A 16,545-nucleotide genomic window follows, 5' to 3' on the forward strand; every position below is an offset into this window, starting at 1 on the left:
GGCGGTGAACCTAACGCTGGTGCTTCGGCTTCCAGACCACCAGGGCGTTGCGTTGGATCGGCACCAGGTCACGGCGATAGCTCGCGTGCACGTTCGCTACCTCCTGCGCCAGTTCCGAGACCCGGGCCTGCAGGGCCTCGACCTGGTTGGTGAGCTCGATGATGCGCTTGATGCCGGCGAGGTTGACGCCCTCGTCCTGCGAGAGTCGCTGCACCTCGCGGAGCAGTGCGACATCCCGCGGTGTGTAGCGTCGCCCACCGCCGGTGGTGCGGTGCGGGATGACCAGGCCCAGTCGGTCGTAGGTGCGCAGCGTCTGCGCATGCATGCCGGCCAGCTGAGCCGCGACGGAGATCACGAAGATCTGCGCGTCGGGATCACCTTGTGCCCCACCGGCTTTCGCGGAACCGCCCTCGGGAGGGACCGACATCACACACCTGCCCACCCGGCCCGCGGGTCGAATCCGCTGGCCTTCTCGGCTTCCAGATAGGTCTTCAGAGCGTCGGTAGCAGCATCGTCGAGTTTCTGCGGGACGGCAACTTTGACGGTCACCATCAGGTCGCCTGCGCCGGACTTCTTCGGGATGCCGCGTCCGCGCACCCGTAGCACTCGGCCGTCGACGGTGCCCGGTGGCACCTTGACGCCGACACGTCCTTCGAGGGTGGGCACCGACAGTGTGGTGCCGAGGACCAATTCGCCGTAGCTGACCGGCACGGTCACCGTGAGGTCGTCGCCGGTGCGGCCGAAGACCTTGTCGGGCTTGACTCGAACGGTGACGAACAGGTCGCCGGACGGTGCTCCGCGAAGCCCGGCCTCGCCTTGGCCTGCGAGTCGTACTTTCTGGCCGTCGCTGATGCCTGCGGGTACTCGCACGGTGATGGTGCGGGTGCGGTTCTGCACTCCGGTGCCGCGGCAATCGACGCACGGGTCGTCGATGATGGATCCGGTACCGCGGCAGTCGTCACAGGGCTCACTGAAGCCGAACGCGCCCTGGTTTCGATTGACGACGCCCTGGCCGTTGCACTTGGGGCAGACCCGCGGGCTCGTTCCGGGCTTCGCACCGCTGCCGTGACACGTGGTGCACGAGGACGGACTGGTCAACCGCAACGGGACCGTCACACCCTGCGCTGCTTCACGGAATTGCAGCGAGGTCTCGGTCTCGACATCGCTGCCGCGTCGGGGACGGTTGCTCTGCGGGCGCTGGGCTGCGCCGCGATTGAACAGACCTCCGAACAGATCGCCGATGCCGCCGTCGCCGCCACCGCCCTGGCCGAAGATGTCGCCCACGTCGAAGGTCTGGCCACCGCCACCGAATCCGCCTGCACCGGGCGAGAATCCGCCTCCACCGCGGCTACCGAAGCCACCGGACGCGAACAGCCGCCTGGCCTCGTCGTATTCCTTGCGTTTGGCCGGGTCGGCGAGTACGGCATGCGCCTCGCTGACCGCCTTGAACTTGTTCTCGGCCGCGGCGTTGCCGGGATTGGCGTCGGGATGGTTGTCCCGCGCCAACTTTCGGTACGCCTTCTTGATCTCTTCTGCAGTAGCGCTGGAGGAAACGCCCAGCTCCTTGTAGAAGTCCTTCTCGATCCACTCCCGCTGGCTCACCGGGCGTTTCCTCCTCTCGCGCTATTTCTTTTTACTGCTCGTCGGACGCGGGTGCGTCCGATTCTTCTGTTGCCGTGCCCTCGGAAGCACTGTCGACCACACCGACCATCGCGGTACGCAGCACGCGCTCGCCGAGCTTGTAGCCCGGACGCATCAGCGTGCCAACGACCGGATTGCTGCCGTCGCCCTCATGGGAGACGGCCTCGTGGATGGCCGGGTCGAAGGCGTCGCCCTCGGCCCCGAAGGTGCTCAGACCGATGTTCGAGAACACCCCCGCCAACTTGTCCGCCACGGACTTGAGCGGTCCGGTTTCGAGATCGCCGTGCTGGCGAGCTCGCTCCAGATCGTCGAGGACGGGGAGCAGCTGGGACACGACGGACGCTTTCGCGTTCTCCGCTCCCGTCTGCTTCTCCCGATCCGTGCGGCGACGGTAGTTGGCGTACTCGGCCGACACGCGCTGCAAATCGGCAGTGAGTTCGGCGACCTGAGTGTCGCGCGGATCTTCTGTGTCCTCCGCCTCGACCACGATCTCGCCTGTCCCTTCGTCCACCGAGCCGGGCTGGGGCGCAGTACCGGTGCCCGCGAGGGGCTCCGGAACTGCGTCACCTTCCCGTACTTCACCGGTCTCGGGATCGATCTTCCGCTTGTCCACGAAAGTGACCGGTTCTTGCTCGGAGTTACCCGACGTCACTTCTTGTCCGTGTCGTCGGCGGGCTCGTCGACAACCTCTGCGTCGACTACACCGTCGTCAGCGGCCTGCGCGCCACCCTCTGCGCCGCCCTGCTCCTTGGCCTGAGCCTCGTAGATGGCGGTGCCGAGAGCCTGCGACTCGCTCGACAGCTTCTCCACGGCGGTCTTCACTGCCGAGATGTCGCTGCCCGCGAGTGCCGTCTTGGCGTCGGCGATGGCGGTTTCGACGCGGCCCTTGAGCTCGGCGTCGACCTTGTCCTCGTTGTCCTTGACGAACTTCTCCGTCTGGTGGACGAGGGACTCGGCCTGGTTGCGGACCTCGGCCTCTTCGCGACGAGCCTTGTCCTCGTCTGCGTGAGCTTCGGCGTCGGCGACCATGCGGTCGATCTCTTCCTTGGACAGACCGGAGCCGTCCTGGATCTTGATCGTGTTCTCCTTGCCGGTGCCCTTGTCCTTGGCCGTGACGTGCACGATGCCGTTGGCGTCGATGTCGAAGGTGACCTCGATCTGGGGGACGCCGCGCGGAGCCGGGGGCAGATCCGTCAACTCGAACGAGCCGAGGAGCTTGTTGTGCGAGGCGATCTCGCGCTCACCCTGGAAGACCTGGATCTGCACCGAGGGCTGATTGTCGTCAGCGGTGGTGAAGGTCTCGGATCGCTTCGTCGGGATGGTGGTGTTGCGCTCGATGAGCTTGGTCATGACACCACCCTTGGTTTCGATACCGAGGGATAGCGGCGTGACGTCGAGGAGCAGAACGTCCTTGACCTCACCCTTGAGCACACCGGCCTGCAGTGCAGCACCGACGGCCACGACCTCGTCCGGGTTGACGCCCTTGTTGGGCTCGCGTCCACCGGAGAGTTCCTTGACCAGCTCGGAGACTGCGGGCATACGCGTCGATCCACCGACGAGCACGACGTGGTCGATGTCCTTGACGGCGATGCCGGAGTCCTTGACCACTGCCTGGAACGGCGCACGGGTGCGGTCGAGCAGGTCGGAGGTGATCTTCTGGAACTCCGAGCGGCTGAGCTGCTCGTCGAGGAAGAGCGGGTTCTTGTCCGCGTCGACCGTGATGTACGGGAGGTTGATCGAGGTGCTCTGCCCGGAGGACAGTTCGATCTTCGCCTTCTCGGCAGCCTCACGCAGACGCTGCAGGGCCATCTTGTCCTTGGTCAGATCGATGCCGTTCTGAGCCTTGAACTTGTCGACGAGCCAGGTCACGATGCGCTCGTCCCAGTCGTCGCCACCGAGGTGGTTGTCGCCGGACGTCGCGCGGACCTCGACGACGCCGTCGCCGATTTCGAGCAGCGAGACGTCGAACGTGCCGCCACCGAGGTCGAACACGAGAATGGTCTGCTCGCTGTCGCCCTTGTCCAGGCCGTATGCGAGAGCCGCCGCGGTGGGCTCGTTGACGATGCGCAGGACGTTGAGGCCGGCGATCTGGCCGGCTTCCTTCGTGGCCTGACGCTGTGCGTCCTCGAAGTACGCGGGAACGGTGATGACCGCGTCGGTGATTTCCTCACCCAGGTAGGCCTCGGCGTCGCGCTTGAGCTTCTGCAGCGTGCGCGCGGAGATTTCCTGAGGGGTGTATTTCTTACCGTCGATCTCCACGGTCCAGTCCGTGCCGACGTGGCGCTTCACGGAACGAATCGTGCGGTCGACGTTGGTGACCGCCTGGTTCTTCGCGGGCTGGCCGACCAGCACTTCACCGTTCTTGGCGAAAGCGACGATCGACGGGGTGGTGCGTGATCCCTCGGAGTTGGCGACGACAACCGGTTCGCCGCCCTCGAGGACGGACACGACCGAGTTGGTGGTCCCGAGGTCGATACCGACCGCACGAGCCATAATGTTTCCTCCTGTTGTTGCGTGGGTTCCAGTCCCTGGGTGAGCGAACTCCGCTCAAGTTTGCACAACGCGATCTATCGCGTCAACTTCCAACTTGAGCCTCATCCACTCAAGGCTGCTGACCTGCACAACGGAGGGTGTGGCGAATTTGTTCCCGAGGGAGCGGCTGCGCCGCATGTGAGTGAAAACTCGGTCCCTGCTACGAAGTTCCACGCACATGGGGACAGCAGTACGCCGCGACGATCAGCGGGGATCGTCGCGGCGCAGCGGGAGAGAAAGTACAGAACGAAAATTACTCGGCAGGCTCGGTGGCGGGTGCGGGGATGCAGCTGTAGCTGAGCAGTCCGCCGGTGATGTTGTTCATGAAGTCGGCATCGAGTGCGCTGGCGAAGGCTGCTGCGCCGGCGGGGCGAGCGACCCATTCGCGATCGGCCGACGGCACGGTGTAGGTCATTGCCTCGCCTGCCTTGATGGTCTTCTCGGTGTTCTGACCCTGCAGACCCGGCAGTGCGCCGTAGTTGACGTTGACGTTCGACGCGTCGTCGGCACCCTTGTTCTCGACCTTGACCTGCAGTGCGACGACGCCGCCCTCGGGGGCCTTCTCGACTGCGGTGTCGCAGACAGTGGCCATCGAGACCACCAGGTCGGGGCTTTCGAGAACTGCGGAGCCGAGTGGCATCGCTGGCTCGGTCTCGGGCTCGGCCGAGGCCATGGGTACGAGGACGACCGCACCGATGCCGGCGGCCAGGGCGGCCGTCGAGGCCAGGATCGATGTGCGGGCAAGACGTCGCATGGACAACTCCTGTGGCTGAGGGGATGTGACCCGTGAGTCTGATGTGACTGAAGGGACAGTTGGTACTTCCTCACTATGGCCTATCCGATTCAGACATTCCACACCAGGCGGTCTCGATTCGATGACGTTCGCATATCGAACAAAACCGGTCGGGCCGAATGACATTCGTGTGATTCGGCCGACGCTCACCGATCGACGGGCCGGGCCCGGCGCGCCCACTCGCTAGGTTTCGCTGGTCGAAGAAGAGGGGAACCACAACCCTGCGGATCGGCCGCGCCCTACGTAGGGTTGAGGAAAAGCGAGGCTACGGAGGCACATGGATCCCGAAGTGCAGCACGAACCGAGCGAGATCACCTACGACGAGAAGTTCTACCCGGCTCGGCCGAAACCGCTTCGTCCGTCCGTGCGTCGTGCGAACCGAAGTAGTGGTCCCACACCGGACAGCGAGCCGGTCGCGTCCAATCCCGAGTACGTGGACTGGCTCACCGAACAGTCGATGCTGCGAGATGCCAAGCTCATTGCCGAACAGCTGTCGGGCAAGGGCAGCATGTGGCAGAACCCGTATGCCGATCCCGACCCGCGTGCTGCCGTCGAGCGAGCACCCGTCTGGTTCACCGCCTACCCCATCTCGGTGATCAACGCTCCGCAGACCAGCTTCCTGAGCACCCTCGGTGACGAGAAGTTGTGGCAGGCGTTCTCCGAGATCGGCGTCACCGCCGTGCACACCGGACCGGTGAAAGTGGCGGGCGGCATCCACGGGTGGCGTCCCACCCCGTCCGTCGACGGCCACTTCGACCGCATCGGTATGCAGATCGACCCCGCCTTCGGATCGGAAGAAGAGTTCCGACGCCTGTGCGTCGTGGCCTCCGCGTACGACGGCATCGTCATCGACGACATCGTTCCCGGCCACACCGGTAAGGGTGCGGACTTTCGGCTGGCCGAGATGGCCGTCGCTGACTACCCCGGCATCTACCACATGGTGGAGATCGAGCCGCAGGACTGGCACCTGCTCCCCCGCGTGCGCGCCGGTGCGGACTCGCAGAACATCGACGCCGAGGCCGAGGCCAATCTCGCTCGCGCCGGCTACATCATCGGCCAGCTGCAGCGAGTGATCTTCTACGAGCTCGGCGTCAAGGAAACCAACTGGAGCGCAACACCTCCCGTCGTCGGCATCGACGGCGTCGAGCGGCGTTGGGTGTACCTGCACTACTTCAAGGCCGGTCAGCCGTCCATCAACTGGCTCGATCCATCGTTCGCAGGAATGCGTCTCGTCATCGGCGACGCCTGCCATTCGATCGCCGATCTCGGTGCCGGTGCCCTGCGCCTGGACGCCAACGGTTTCCTCGGCGTCGAACGTCGCGCGGAGGGTCCGGGTTGGTCCGAGGGACACCCACTCTCGGAGGCCGCGAATCACCTGATCGCCAGTGTGGTGCGCAAGATGGGCGGGTTCACCTTCCAGGAGTTGAACCTGACGATCGACGACATCAAGGCGATGGGCACCAACGGCGCCGATCTGTCGTACGACTTCATCAACCGCCCGGCCTACCAGCATGCGTTGGTCATGGGGAACACCGAATTCCTCAGGCTCACCATGACTCTGGCTCGCGATCACGGTGTGGACACCGCGTCGCTGGTGCACGCGCTGCAGAACCACGACGAGATGACGTTCGAGCTCATCCACTTCGCGACACTGCACGCAGAGGACGAGTTCGCCTACGGCGGCGAGTCGGTCAAGGGCTGCGATCTGGGCGATCGCATTCGCGGCGAACTCACCGATCGACTCACCGGCCGCTGGGCACCGTACAACCGAACGTTCACCACCAACGGAATCGCCTGCACCACAGCAAGTGTGATCACCGCGTCGCTCGGCATCCGCGATCTCGATCGGATGGACGAGCAGGACATCGAGACCGTGAAGCGGGCGCACCTGCTGCTCGCCATGTACAACGCACTGCAGCCCGGCGTGTTCGCACTGTCCGGCTGGGACTTGCTGGGCATTCTTCCGATCGCCGCCGACGAGGTCGAGGATCTCATCAAGGAGGGCGACACTCGCTGGCTCAACCGCGGCGCACACGACCTGATGGGGTATTTCCCCGACGCCGTGCGTTCGGAGTCGGGCATTCCCCGTGGACGCAGCCTGTACGGGTCGCTACCGGAGCAGTTGGCCGACCCCCAGTCGTTCGCTCGGCAGCTGGCTCGAATCATCGAGCTGCGCAACAAGTACGGAATTGCCACGGCGCAGCAGATCGACATTCCGACGGTCTCGCACAAGAGCCTGCTGGTGATGGTGCACGAACTCGGCCAGGGCACCATCCAGGCCACGGTGCTGAACTTCTCGTCCGACGAGATCAGCGCAACCATTCAGTCCAAGCACCTGGTGCCCGGCACCTGCGCCATCGATGTGTTCGACGACAACGAGATCGCGACGGTCGACGAACTGCACAGTTTCCCGATGAACCTCGGTCCGTACGAGGGCGTCGCGGTGGTGCTGCGGTGAGAGAACCTGCGAGCGGCTAGCCGGAGTCGGTCGCCGTGGGCGGCGCGTCGAGGTTCTCGATCAGATTCAGCTGGGTCCCATCGGGATCCACGAGAAATCCGACGCGCTGCCCCCAAGGCCGGCGCAGCACAGGATGCAGTCGAGGGCGACCGACGGGCTTCTCCACGACGCCTGCATTCGCGATCTGTCGATACAGTTCGTCGACATCGTCCACACGGACGCTGCACATGCACGAACTGTCGTCGGGCACCAGATCGGGAAACCGGAAGAACTCCAACCGAAGCGCTCCGCGCTCGATGATCAGCCAACCATCGTCACGGTAGGCCGACACGAACCCGAATCCGCCGTAGAAGGCGAGCGTGGCATCGAAGTCACGAGACGGCAGGTTCGGTACAGCGTGATCGGCCACAGCGTCCCACCGTACGACCTTTCGATGAACTTCGCAGCCGCACTGCCGGTGACTGGGCAGCTCCCCCGATAGACTCCTGCACCGTGGCCGAAGAACCGAACGATCCGACAGCGCACAGGCCTCGGCCTGCCCGACCGCAACCACCGCGGCCGGAGCTGTCCGTCGAACCTCTTCGGCCACGACAGGAATCCACCGCAGACTCCCGTCTGCCGAAGATCGCGACCGGACTGTGGGCGGCGACCGCCGCATTGATCCTGGCGCTGGCCGCCGTCATTGCGCTGAACTGGAACGTCGTTCTGTCGGGCGTCGAAAGCGCCGTGGCTCAGCAGGATTCGACGGCAAGCGCCGCAGACGTCCGGAACACGGCGTCGGCAACCCTCGTCTCGAGCGGTGCTGCCGCCGCCGTGCTGGTACTACTCGGGTTCGTCTCGTTGAACCTGCTCCGCGGTGCGGCCACGTCGTCCAAGGTCCTGATGGGCGCGGTGGGAATTCTGACCGTCGGGGCGGCCGTCACGTTCTCGACCTTCGTCTCCGACGCCTCGGCCCTGCTCGGCGGCGTGCTGCAATGGGGTCCGTTCGTCGTGGCAGGCGCTGCCGCAGCCGCCACGGTCGTCGCGCTGCTACCTCGACGCCCCTCACGTCAGTGAGGCGAGAATCCCTTCGGCACTGCGCGCGGCGAGGGCACACGAATTCGACGTGAACCGGTCCAGGAGCGGATGCTCCGAGAGGGATCGCCACTTGCGAACCGCAGCCAATGCCGTGTCGCGCTGCTGAGTGTGCCCCGCATCGGGCGGCAGATCGAGGCGCTCGGTGGCGGCGATACCGAAGCCGCCGATGATGCGCTGCAGATCGATCAGTCCGCCGTCGGGCAATGTCGGTGTGACCGAACGCAATCGGCCGAGCAATCGTAGTTCGGCAAACCCGTGCACGTCGGCGAGCATCCGGCCGGCTTCGGTACGCAGCGCATGCGACTCCGGCCGGAACTCCAGAATTCGTTGTAGCGCAACCAGAGCCGAGTGCAGCTTCAGCTGATCCGCACGCTGGCCGAATTGCACGTCGATCACCGAGCGAAGTTCGGACAGTCCACTGCGCTCGACCAGGTCGGCCGCCAGTGTCGGCGAATCACGCACACCGAGCCGAATCAGCGTCACGGCCATCCGAATCCCGAACAGGCCGAAGCGGTCGACGATGCTGGCGCGCAGGGCGGCATCGACGGGCAGAGTGCTCTCCGCCCGCACGAACCGATCGGCCGAGAGCATCGCCAATTGCAGATCCTCGGTCGGTACCGTCGCGAGCATCTGGAATGCGGCGAACTCGCTCTGCCGCAACGTCTCTGCTCCCAACGCCAACAGCCCTGCCACCGGGACGACGGCCTGGCACAGTCCGGTGGCTTCGAGCTCGGACGCGAACCGGGCCGCGACCTCCTTGGCCGACATCATCGCGTCCATGCGGCCCGAGCCGACCTCGTCCGCCCGGGAGACCACCCCGATTACCCCCAGTGGCCCGGAATCACCTCCGACGTGTGCCCCGATCTGCCCGAGAAACGAGACGTCCGTGGCATTGAGGGTGCGCAGCAGGTAGACCACCGCGTCGGCCCCCGACGACGAATTCTCGGGGGTCAGCATCGCCAACGTGCGCGCCGAGACATCGCGAGAGAGCGACGAGGTGCCGGGTGTGTCGATGATCGTCGTCTGCGCCAAAGTACTTGCCGGCCATTCGACGTCGAGGCGATCGACCTGCGCCGCCGTCAACGCACCGAGATCGAACGTCAGCCGCCCGTCGCGTCGTTGCACCGGAACGTTCGCCGCCCGATCGCCGTCGTACCAGGCCGTCACACTGGGTGAGACGCCATTGCGATACCACGTGACGACCTTGGTGCATTCGGTGGCGTCGGTCGGCGCAATATCTTGCCCGACAAGCGAATTGAGCAGAGTGGACTTGCCGGCCTTGAGCGATCCCGCGAGCGCGACGCGAAGCGGCTCGTCCAAACGGTAGAGACATTCGTCGAGCATCCAGGACGCCTCGGCGTCGCCGGCGTACGTCGACCGCGCTGCCGAGATCAGATCGCGCGCTCGGGCCAGTGCCGTCACGCTCATACCGCGACGTCCTTCACCAGACGCGTTGCGCGAGCATTCAATTCCGAGACAAGCCGCATGTCGTTCTCCAGCCGCGCGATCCGGGCGGTGCGGTCGGTGTTGTCGGCGGCAGCGGCTTCCTGCGCTGAGCGCAACGACTCGTTGAGCGAACGCAATGTCTGCTCGGCGATCGAGGTGAAGTGATCTCGCAGCACCCGCTGGATCTGACGCAGCCGATCCTTCGACTCCTTGCCCACCTGGAAGCTGACGTCGTCGGTGAAGCGGCGAATCGCCATCTTGGCCTCGGAACGACGAGCCTTGACGCGATTCTCCTTGTCTTCTTTGTACGCCTTGGTGCCGAGCAGTACGCCTGCTCCGATCGAGATCGGATTGAGCAGACTCAGCCCGACGAACGTGGTGATCAGACCGAACATCAGTACGCCGCCGTAGGATCCACGCATTCCGACGAGCACTTTCTGCGTGATACCCACCCGACCCGACTCCAGATCGGCCAGTGACGTCACGGGCTCGAGCACATTGTCGAGATCGCCGAGATCGAGATCGGGCAGGGCCGCCGCGCCGGACGACGCGAAGTGCTCGGCCACCAACTCCGACAACCACAGAGCCCGCTCGTGCGCCCACACGAAATTGTCGCCCACCGACGCAGCGATCTGCTCTTCGAGCCATTCGCCCAGTTGCGGCCAGTCCTTCCCCGGATCCCCCTCGTCGACGGTTTCCTCGGCCTCCCGGGTGACGCGTCGCAGTCGGTCGCGCAGGTCGTGATCGATGTCCGACGCGAGATCTGCGATTCCGTCACCGAGCGTCTGTTGCCACTGCGAGGACCTCTTGTGCAGTTCCTCGGCGGCGGACTTGGCACGCTGGAGCCCGGCGACCGCGGCGGCCGCGCGCTCCGGATCCTTCAGCGCCGCAAGCTCACTGCCGAACGACAGTGTCAGGTGCTCGGTCACCGAGCGGACATCGAGGGATACCGATGCGCGAGCCAGCACGTCGGCTCGTGCCACCACGTCGTCGCGCAGAAACGCGTACAGCTGCTGGAAGCCGGATTCGGCATTGAGTTCCTCGTCGTTCAAACGCACTGCGTGCGAACGCAACAACGACGACACCGGCAGCATCTGCACGGTGATGCCTGCACGGTCCAGATGTCCACGGTTGGCCTCGACGATCTGTCGCCAATGGGGATACAGATCGATCTTGGTGATCAGCACCGCCACCGCCGGGCACAGACCCTGCACCTGCCGCAGGAACGCCAATTCCGGCTCGGTGAATTCACGAGAGGCATCGGACACGACGAGCACGGCATCGGCCGACGGAATCAGACCCAATGTCCCTGCCGCATGGGGGTTTCCGTGGCCACCGACTCCCGGCGTGTCGACCAGCACCAGGCCGTCGGCGAGCAGTGGGCTCGGTACCGCGATGTCCAGCCGCAGCACCTCCCGGCCCTGAGCCCGGGGACTCGCCGGAGTGACCGTGGTGATCTCTTCGAGCGGTACGTCGACCCGAATCGGTTCGTCACCGGGATTCGCAAGCACCAGCTGCGCGGAGAAGCTGTCCGCGTTGGACACCACCGTCGGAATCGCGGTGGTCTCGTCGTCGCCCACCGAGCACACCGTCAGATTCAGCAGCGAATTCACGAACTGGCTCTTGCCCTGTTTGAGGGGTCCGACCACGATGATGCGACGGCGAGGGTCGAGCACACGCGACTTCGCTGCCTCGACTCGATCGACCAGATCGGATCGTCCCGCCGATGTCGCTACCTCCGCGGTGCGATCGAGCAGCTCGGCCAGTTCCGTAGATTGCCCGTCCATACCTGTGTCTCCACAACCCATCTCGTCGACTCCCGCGAACCCAACTCGTCCCGCAGGCCGCATTCCCAAACTCTAGCGACGACTCGGCCCCGAGTGTCGTTGAACACTCGGGGCCGACTCGTCACTTCGTCACCTGATCACAGGCAACTCGATCAGGGGTTCAGCGGGTCGATGTCGTGGTCGACGGTCAGCGAGTGGCCCAGTGAATCTGCTGCCGAATCGACCGATCCGTGCAGGTTGCCGCCGGTCTCGCCGAACAGGTCCGTGCTGCTCTCGCTCTGTCCGAAGACGTCGGAGTCGACGCTCGACCAGCCCGTGCCCGATGCGTTCGCGCTGGAATCGAAGGAGCTCGCAGACTCGAAAGATCCCTCGGCTCCGGACTGCACTGCACCGGTGACCTGGCCACCGAGCTGCGCGGCGGAGTCAAACCCGCCGGCCACGGAACCCGCAGCGTCCGCACCAGCATCCAAACCCCCGGTCACCGTGGAGGCCAGTCCGCCGCCGATCGAGCCGCCGGCATCCAGTCCGCCGCCGATGTTCGACGCGATCTCGCCGCCCACCGAGGTTCCCGCGTCGACGACGCCGCCCACGGTGCCCTCGAGTCCTCCGGTGACGTTTCCGGCCAGGTCACCCGCGGCGGAACCGGCGAGGTCACCTGCCGATTCGAGTCCTGCACCGACCTGGGTACCGGCGTCGATTCCGCCGTTCACAGCGCCGGTCAGAGTGCCTTCCAGACCCGCACCGACCTGCGTACCGGCGTCGATTCCGCCGTTCACAGCGCCGGTCAAAGTGCCTTCCAGTCCTGCGCCGGCCTGCGCTGCCGCGTCGATTCCGCCGTCGACGGCACCGGTCAGGGTGCCTTCCAGACCCGCACCGGCCTGCGCTGCCGCGTCGATACCGGTCGAGACACCGCCTTCGACTCCACCTGCAACACCGCCTGCGATTCCGCCGCCGAGGCTGCCGAGTCCGGCCAGTCCGCCGGTCAGGCTCGTGCCCGCGTCGACGAGCCCGTTCAGTCCACCGGCCACGTCGCCGCCGACGTTGCCGACCGCCGCCAGGCCGCCGGTCACATCTGCTCCTGCGCTGCCGACGGCCGCGAGGCCACCGGTGATGCCTGCGCCGACGCTGCCGACTCCGGCGAGGCCGCCTGTCAGGCCGCCGCCGAGGCCACCGAGTCCGGCCAGACCGCCGGTGAGGTCTCCGCCGACGTTGCCGAGTCCGGCGAGACCGCCGGTCAGGCCGCCGCCGAGGCCACCGAGTCCGGAGAGGGTGCCTTCCACGGTGCCGGTGAGATCGGCACCTGCGGACACGGCCGTGTCGACCGCACCGGCCAGCTGAGCGCTGAGATCTGCACTCGCGCCGAGTGCTGCTCCGAGGTCGAGTGTGGCTCCGGCGTCGACGATCGCTTCGACGGCCGTGCCGAGCTGTGCGCCTGCAGCGCCGCCCACACCGAACGCGGTTCCGAGAATTCCTTCGAGGCTGCCCGTCACTCCGCCGGTCAGCGCGCCGGTGATTCCGCCGGTCAGCTCACCCGTCAGCTCACCCGCCAGTTCGCCGGTGATGCTGCCACCGATGCCCAGACCGGCACCGAGGGTTCCCTCGATGGCGGTGTCGATGGCCGTGGCCAGGTTTCCGACGACTCCGGCGTCGAGATCGAGGACGCCGCCCAGGGCGCCGCTGACGACCGTGCCGATGTTGCCGCCGGCGGCGAGGAGTGCGTCGACGTCGATGTCAGCGAGGGCACCGGCGTCGAGTACTGCACCGAGTGCGGTTCCGATGGATCCTGCGATGGCACCGTCGACGGCGAAGAGTCCGCCGAGGCTGCCACCGATGCCACCGGCGATGTCGCCGACGAGCGCGGCTCCGGCTTCGGCGGATCCGCTCAGGGCTGCCGAGATGTCTGCGGTGAGGTCGGCACCGACCGTTCCGAGTCCGGCGAGAGCGCCGCCGATGCCTGCGGTCAGCGCGGTGCCGAGGCCGCCGACGATGTCCAGTCCGGCTCCGGCGTCGAGCACGGATTCGAAGACGCCACCGACGGCAGCGCCCAGTTCGGCTCCGACGGTTCCGCCGACTGCGAAGAGGGCACCGAGCGCGCCGGACAGTCCGCCCTGGATGTCGGCCAGCGCGGCGAGGTCGACTGCGCCGGTGGCACCGATCGCGGCGTCGAGGGCTGCCTGCAGCTGCGCTGCCAGGTCGGCGCTGATCTCGCCGCCGATGCCTGCGCCTGCTCCGATGAGTCCGGTGAGCGCAGCGCCGAGTCCGACCGTGCCGCCGAGAAGGCCGTCGAGGTCCAGATCGATTCCGCCACCGAGTCCGCCGCCGATGCCCGCACCGGCACCGATGAGTGCGTCGAGAGCGCCACCGAATGCGGTGCCGAGTTCGAGGCCGATCTGGCCACCGACGGCCAGAGCTGCAGCGAGAGCTGCCTGGAGCGACGCTTCGATCTCGCCCGCCACGTCGATTCCACCTGTCAGCGCGCCACCTGCGGCGAGCCCGCCGCCGGCTACCGCTCCTGCGGCAATACCGAGTCCGGCCGACAGTCCGCCGCCGAGGCTCGCGCCTCCGGCGAGTGCGCCGTCGAGGCCTGCGGATCCGCCTGCACCCAGGATGGCGGAGAGCTGGCTGCCTGCACCGGCGAACAGTCCCGACTCGGCGACCAACGGGGCCACCGCGACGATGTCCGCGTGGGTGACGCCGCCGAGGCCGGCAGCGGCCAACGTCGTCTCGGGGTTGGCGCAGTAGGCAGCAGCGGCGTTGTCGTCGCGCAGCAGGCCGAGAATGAAATCGAGTACGGCGTTGGTAGCCATGTGAGTCTCCTTGACGAGTGATGCTTCGTGGTTGATCACAAAGCTATGGTCCGCAGAGCCCCCGCCCAACGGGGACGATCCCCCTACTCCCCCGGGGGCCGCCAGGGGACTTGCATTAGGGGATCTGAGCGCTTTAGGGGATTTACCTCGTTGCACGCTCTAACCTGCTGTGAGACGTAACGAATCGGGGCACCGAGCCGACAGTGCGGGTAACGGCGGTGGGAACCAGGGCAGTGCGACAAGAAGGTGGCGGCAGATGAACGCAGGGCTCGGCTTACGGATCGGAACTGTGACGGCTGTCGCCGCCCTGGATACCGACCCGGTGACCTCGGTGGTCAAGCGTTCGGCCCTCGATCTTCGTCCCGGTGCGGCCCCGAGTCTCGCCGACCTGTGGGACCGCTCGACGCGCCATCTCATCAGTGGATTCGCCGATCGCGTCGGTGACCCCGTCGAACTGATCGACGACGACGGCCGCAGTCACCGCGCCGAAGACCTGTACGCCACCGCCACTCGTGCCCTCGTCGCCGACGTCTCCGCCGGTGTCGACTCCTCCCCCTCCGTGGTGGTCACCCACCCCACACGCTGGACCGCCTACACCGTCGAGGTGCTCGGCGACGCGCTCGATCGCGCAGGCCTGACCGACGTCACGCTCGTTCCCGAGTCGGTCGCCACGATGCGCTGGCTCGAAGTCACCCGTGGAACCCAGTCCGACGGTCTCGCGGTCGTCTACGACCTCGGCGCGACGGCTCTCGACGTCACGCTGATGCGGACCGGGTCCGACGCAGGCATCGTCGGAACAGGCGTTCATTCGCAGGAGTTCGGCGGCGCTCAGTTCGACCACGAGATCATGCAGTACGTACTCGACACCGTCTCGGGCAGTCAGTCGTTCGAGTTCGATCCCTTCGATCCCGACACCGTCGGTGCTTTGGTCGAATTGCGCGCCCGCTGCGGCGAGGCCAAGGAACAGCTGTCCTACGACACCTCCACATCGCTGACTGTCGACCTGCCGGGGCTGCACACCGAAGTACGACTGGTCCGCTCGGAGATCGAAGACCTCGTTCGCGCATCGCTGCTGGCCTCCATCGGCGTCGTGCGTGACGCGGTCGCGGCCGCAGGCCTCGAGGTCACCGACATCGATCAGGTGGTGCTGACCGGCGGCAGCTCGGCCATCCCGCTCGTCGCCGAACTCGTCTCGACCGAACTGCGAGTACCGGTCGTGGCCGGGCCGCGCCCCGAACTGACCGTCGCGATCGGAGCCGCGATCCTCGGCAGCGACATCGCCGACGCCACCGCCGCGGACGACGCAGCAGCATTGGCTGCGGTTCCCGCCGCGACCGCCGTTGCCGCGCCGATGCCCCGTCCTACCCCGCGTCCCGCCCCGACCCCGACGGCAGTGGCGTCGGAATCGGGAATGTCCGGACGGAAGAAGGCCGGCCTGGTCGCCGGATCCGTCGTCGTGCTGGCCCTTCTCGCCGGCGGCGGACTGTCGGTCGGAACGGCCCTCACCTCGGACAACACCACTCCGGCCGAATCCAACGCCGAGATCTCGAGCACCGAGACTCCCGGCAGCACGGCCGCTGTGGCAGAAGTCGGGTCCACGACCGGGCCGACCGGTTCTGCAGCAGTCGGCTCCACGGGTGCACCCACCACGGTGGTCAACGCCGACGGCAGTGTCACCCAGATCGATCCGGCCACCGGGGCTCCTGTTGCCGGGGCACCCGTCGCCGGAGCGCCGGCCGCGGTCCCCGGCCGGAACGGGGCCGCCACCGTGCCGACCATCCCGTCGATCGCCGCACCGACGGTGCCCAACTACCAGCCCCCGGCCGTGCAGGTCCCGCAGGCACCGCAGTTCACGCCACAACCGCTACCGACGTACCAGGGCCCGACCCTCGGCGACGTCGGGCAGGGCGTCGGGCAGGGCCTCGGCGGTGTCGTCGGAGGTGTGGGTCAGGGCTTGGGTGACGGACTCGGTGGGGTCGTCGGCGGCTTGACGGGTCAGTAGGC

The 16,545-nt window shown here is 66.6% G+C and carries 12 protein-coding genes; 3 read left to right on the forward strand and 9 right to left on the reverse strand.

Going from position 1 to position 16,545, the window contains the following annotated elements:
* Window positions 1–10 precede the first annotated feature (10 nt).
* From CH281_RS22595 to CH281_RS22615, 5 genes are all read right to left on the reverse strand, one after another.
* A complete protein-coding gene (locus tag CH281_RS22595) occupies window positions 11–427 on the reverse strand; it encodes a heat shock protein transcriptional repressor HspR (protein WP_045841157.1) in 417 nt (138 codons plus the stop codon).
* A complete protein-coding gene (gene dnaJ / locus CH281_RS22600) occupies window positions 427–1,602 on the reverse strand; it encodes a molecular chaperone DnaJ (RefSeq protein WP_027495657.1) in 1,176 nt (391 codons plus the stop codon). The genes CH281_RS22595 and dnaJ overlap by 1 nt, the downstream gene beginning before the upstream one ends.
* Before the next feature lie 31 nt (window positions 1,603–1,633).
* On the reverse strand, window positions 1,634–2,293 hold the full coding sequence (gene grpE, locus CH281_RS22605) for a nucleotide exchange factor GrpE (protein WP_027495656.1): 660 nt from the start codon (window positions 2,291–2,293) through the stop codon (window positions 1,634–1,636).
* The gene (gene dnaK, locus CH281_RS22610; protein WP_027495655.1) at window positions 2,290–4,134 is read right to left on the reverse strand and encodes a molecular chaperone DnaK; all 1,845 of its coding nucleotides are present in this window, start codon (window positions 4,132–4,134) and stop codon (window positions 2,290–2,292) included. Before dnaK ends, grpE begins: the two co-directional genes overlap by 4 nt.
* Window positions 4,135–4,426: 292 nt before the next feature.
* A complete protein-coding gene (locus tag CH281_RS22615) occupies window positions 4,427–4,927 on the reverse strand; it encodes a hypothetical protein (RefSeq protein WP_032366878.1) in 501 nt (166 codons plus the stop codon).
* A gap of 316 nt (window positions 4,928–5,243) precedes the next feature.
* Between CH281_RS22615 and treS the strand changes: the two genes are divergently transcribed.
* Window positions 5,244–7,424 carry a maltose alpha-D-glucosyltransferase gene (gene treS / locus CH281_RS22620; protein ID WP_027495653.1) on the forward strand — a complete coding sequence of 727 codons (2,181 nt, stop codon included), beginning with the start codon at window positions 5,244–5,246 and terminating at the stop codon, window positions 7,422–7,424.
* A 16-nt stretch (window positions 7,425–7,440) separates the two neighbouring features.
* On the opposite strand, the gene CH281_RS22625 is transcribed toward treS, so the two are convergent.
* The gene (locus CH281_RS22625) at window positions 7,441–7,833 is read right to left on the reverse strand and encodes a bleomycin resistance protein (RefSeq protein WP_094695556.1); all 393 of its coding nucleotides are present in this window, start codon (window positions 7,831–7,833) and stop codon (window positions 7,441–7,443) included.
* 83 nt (window positions 7,834–7,916) lie between these two features.
* Between CH281_RS22625 and CH281_RS22630 the strand changes: the two genes are divergently transcribed.
* The gene (locus CH281_RS22630; protein ID WP_094695557.1) at window positions 7,917–8,480 is read left to right on the forward strand and encodes a hypothetical protein; all 564 of its coding nucleotides are present in this window, start codon (window positions 7,917–7,919) and stop codon (window positions 8,478–8,480) included.
* Here the strand turns inward: CH281_RS22630 and CH281_RS22635 are convergent.
* From CH281_RS22635 to CH281_RS22645, 3 genes are all read right to left on the reverse strand, one after another.
* Window positions 8,469–9,929: a dynamin family protein gene (locus CH281_RS22635; RefSeq protein ID WP_094695558.1), complete on the reverse strand. Its 1,461-nt coding sequence runs from the start codon at window positions 9,927–9,929 to the stop codon at window positions 8,469–8,471. The two genes, CH281_RS22630 and CH281_RS22635, sit on opposite strands and share 12 nt — an antisense overlap.
* Complete coding sequence (locus CH281_RS22640; protein ID WP_027495650.1) at window positions 9,926–11,734, reverse strand: dynamin family protein; 1,809 nt, start codon at window positions 11,732–11,734, stop codon at window positions 9,926–9,928. Before CH281_RS22640 ends, CH281_RS22635 begins: the two co-directional genes overlap by 4 nt.
* A gap of 152 nt (window positions 11,735–11,886) precedes the next feature.
* Complete coding sequence (locus tag CH281_RS22645) at window positions 11,887–14,541, reverse strand: IniB N-terminal domain-containing protein (protein WP_094695776.1); 2,655 nt, start codon at window positions 14,539–14,541, stop codon at window positions 11,887–11,889.
* A 256-nt stretch (window positions 14,542–14,797) separates the two neighbouring features.
* Here CH281_RS22645 and CH281_RS22650 point away from each other — a divergent pair, with 256 nt between their 5' ends.
* Window positions 14,798–16,543: an Hsp70 family protein gene (locus CH281_RS22650; RefSeq protein WP_094695559.1), complete on the forward strand. Its 1,746-nt coding sequence runs from the start codon at window positions 14,798–14,800 to the stop codon at window positions 16,541–16,543.
* Window positions 16,544–16,545: the final 2 nt, after the last annotated feature.

Source organism: Rhodococcus sp. 06-221-2, from assembly GCF_002258365.1.
GTDB classification, from domain to species: Bacteria; Actinomycetota; Actinomycetes; order Mycobacteriales; family Mycobacteriaceae; genus Rhodococcoides; species Rhodococcoides fascians.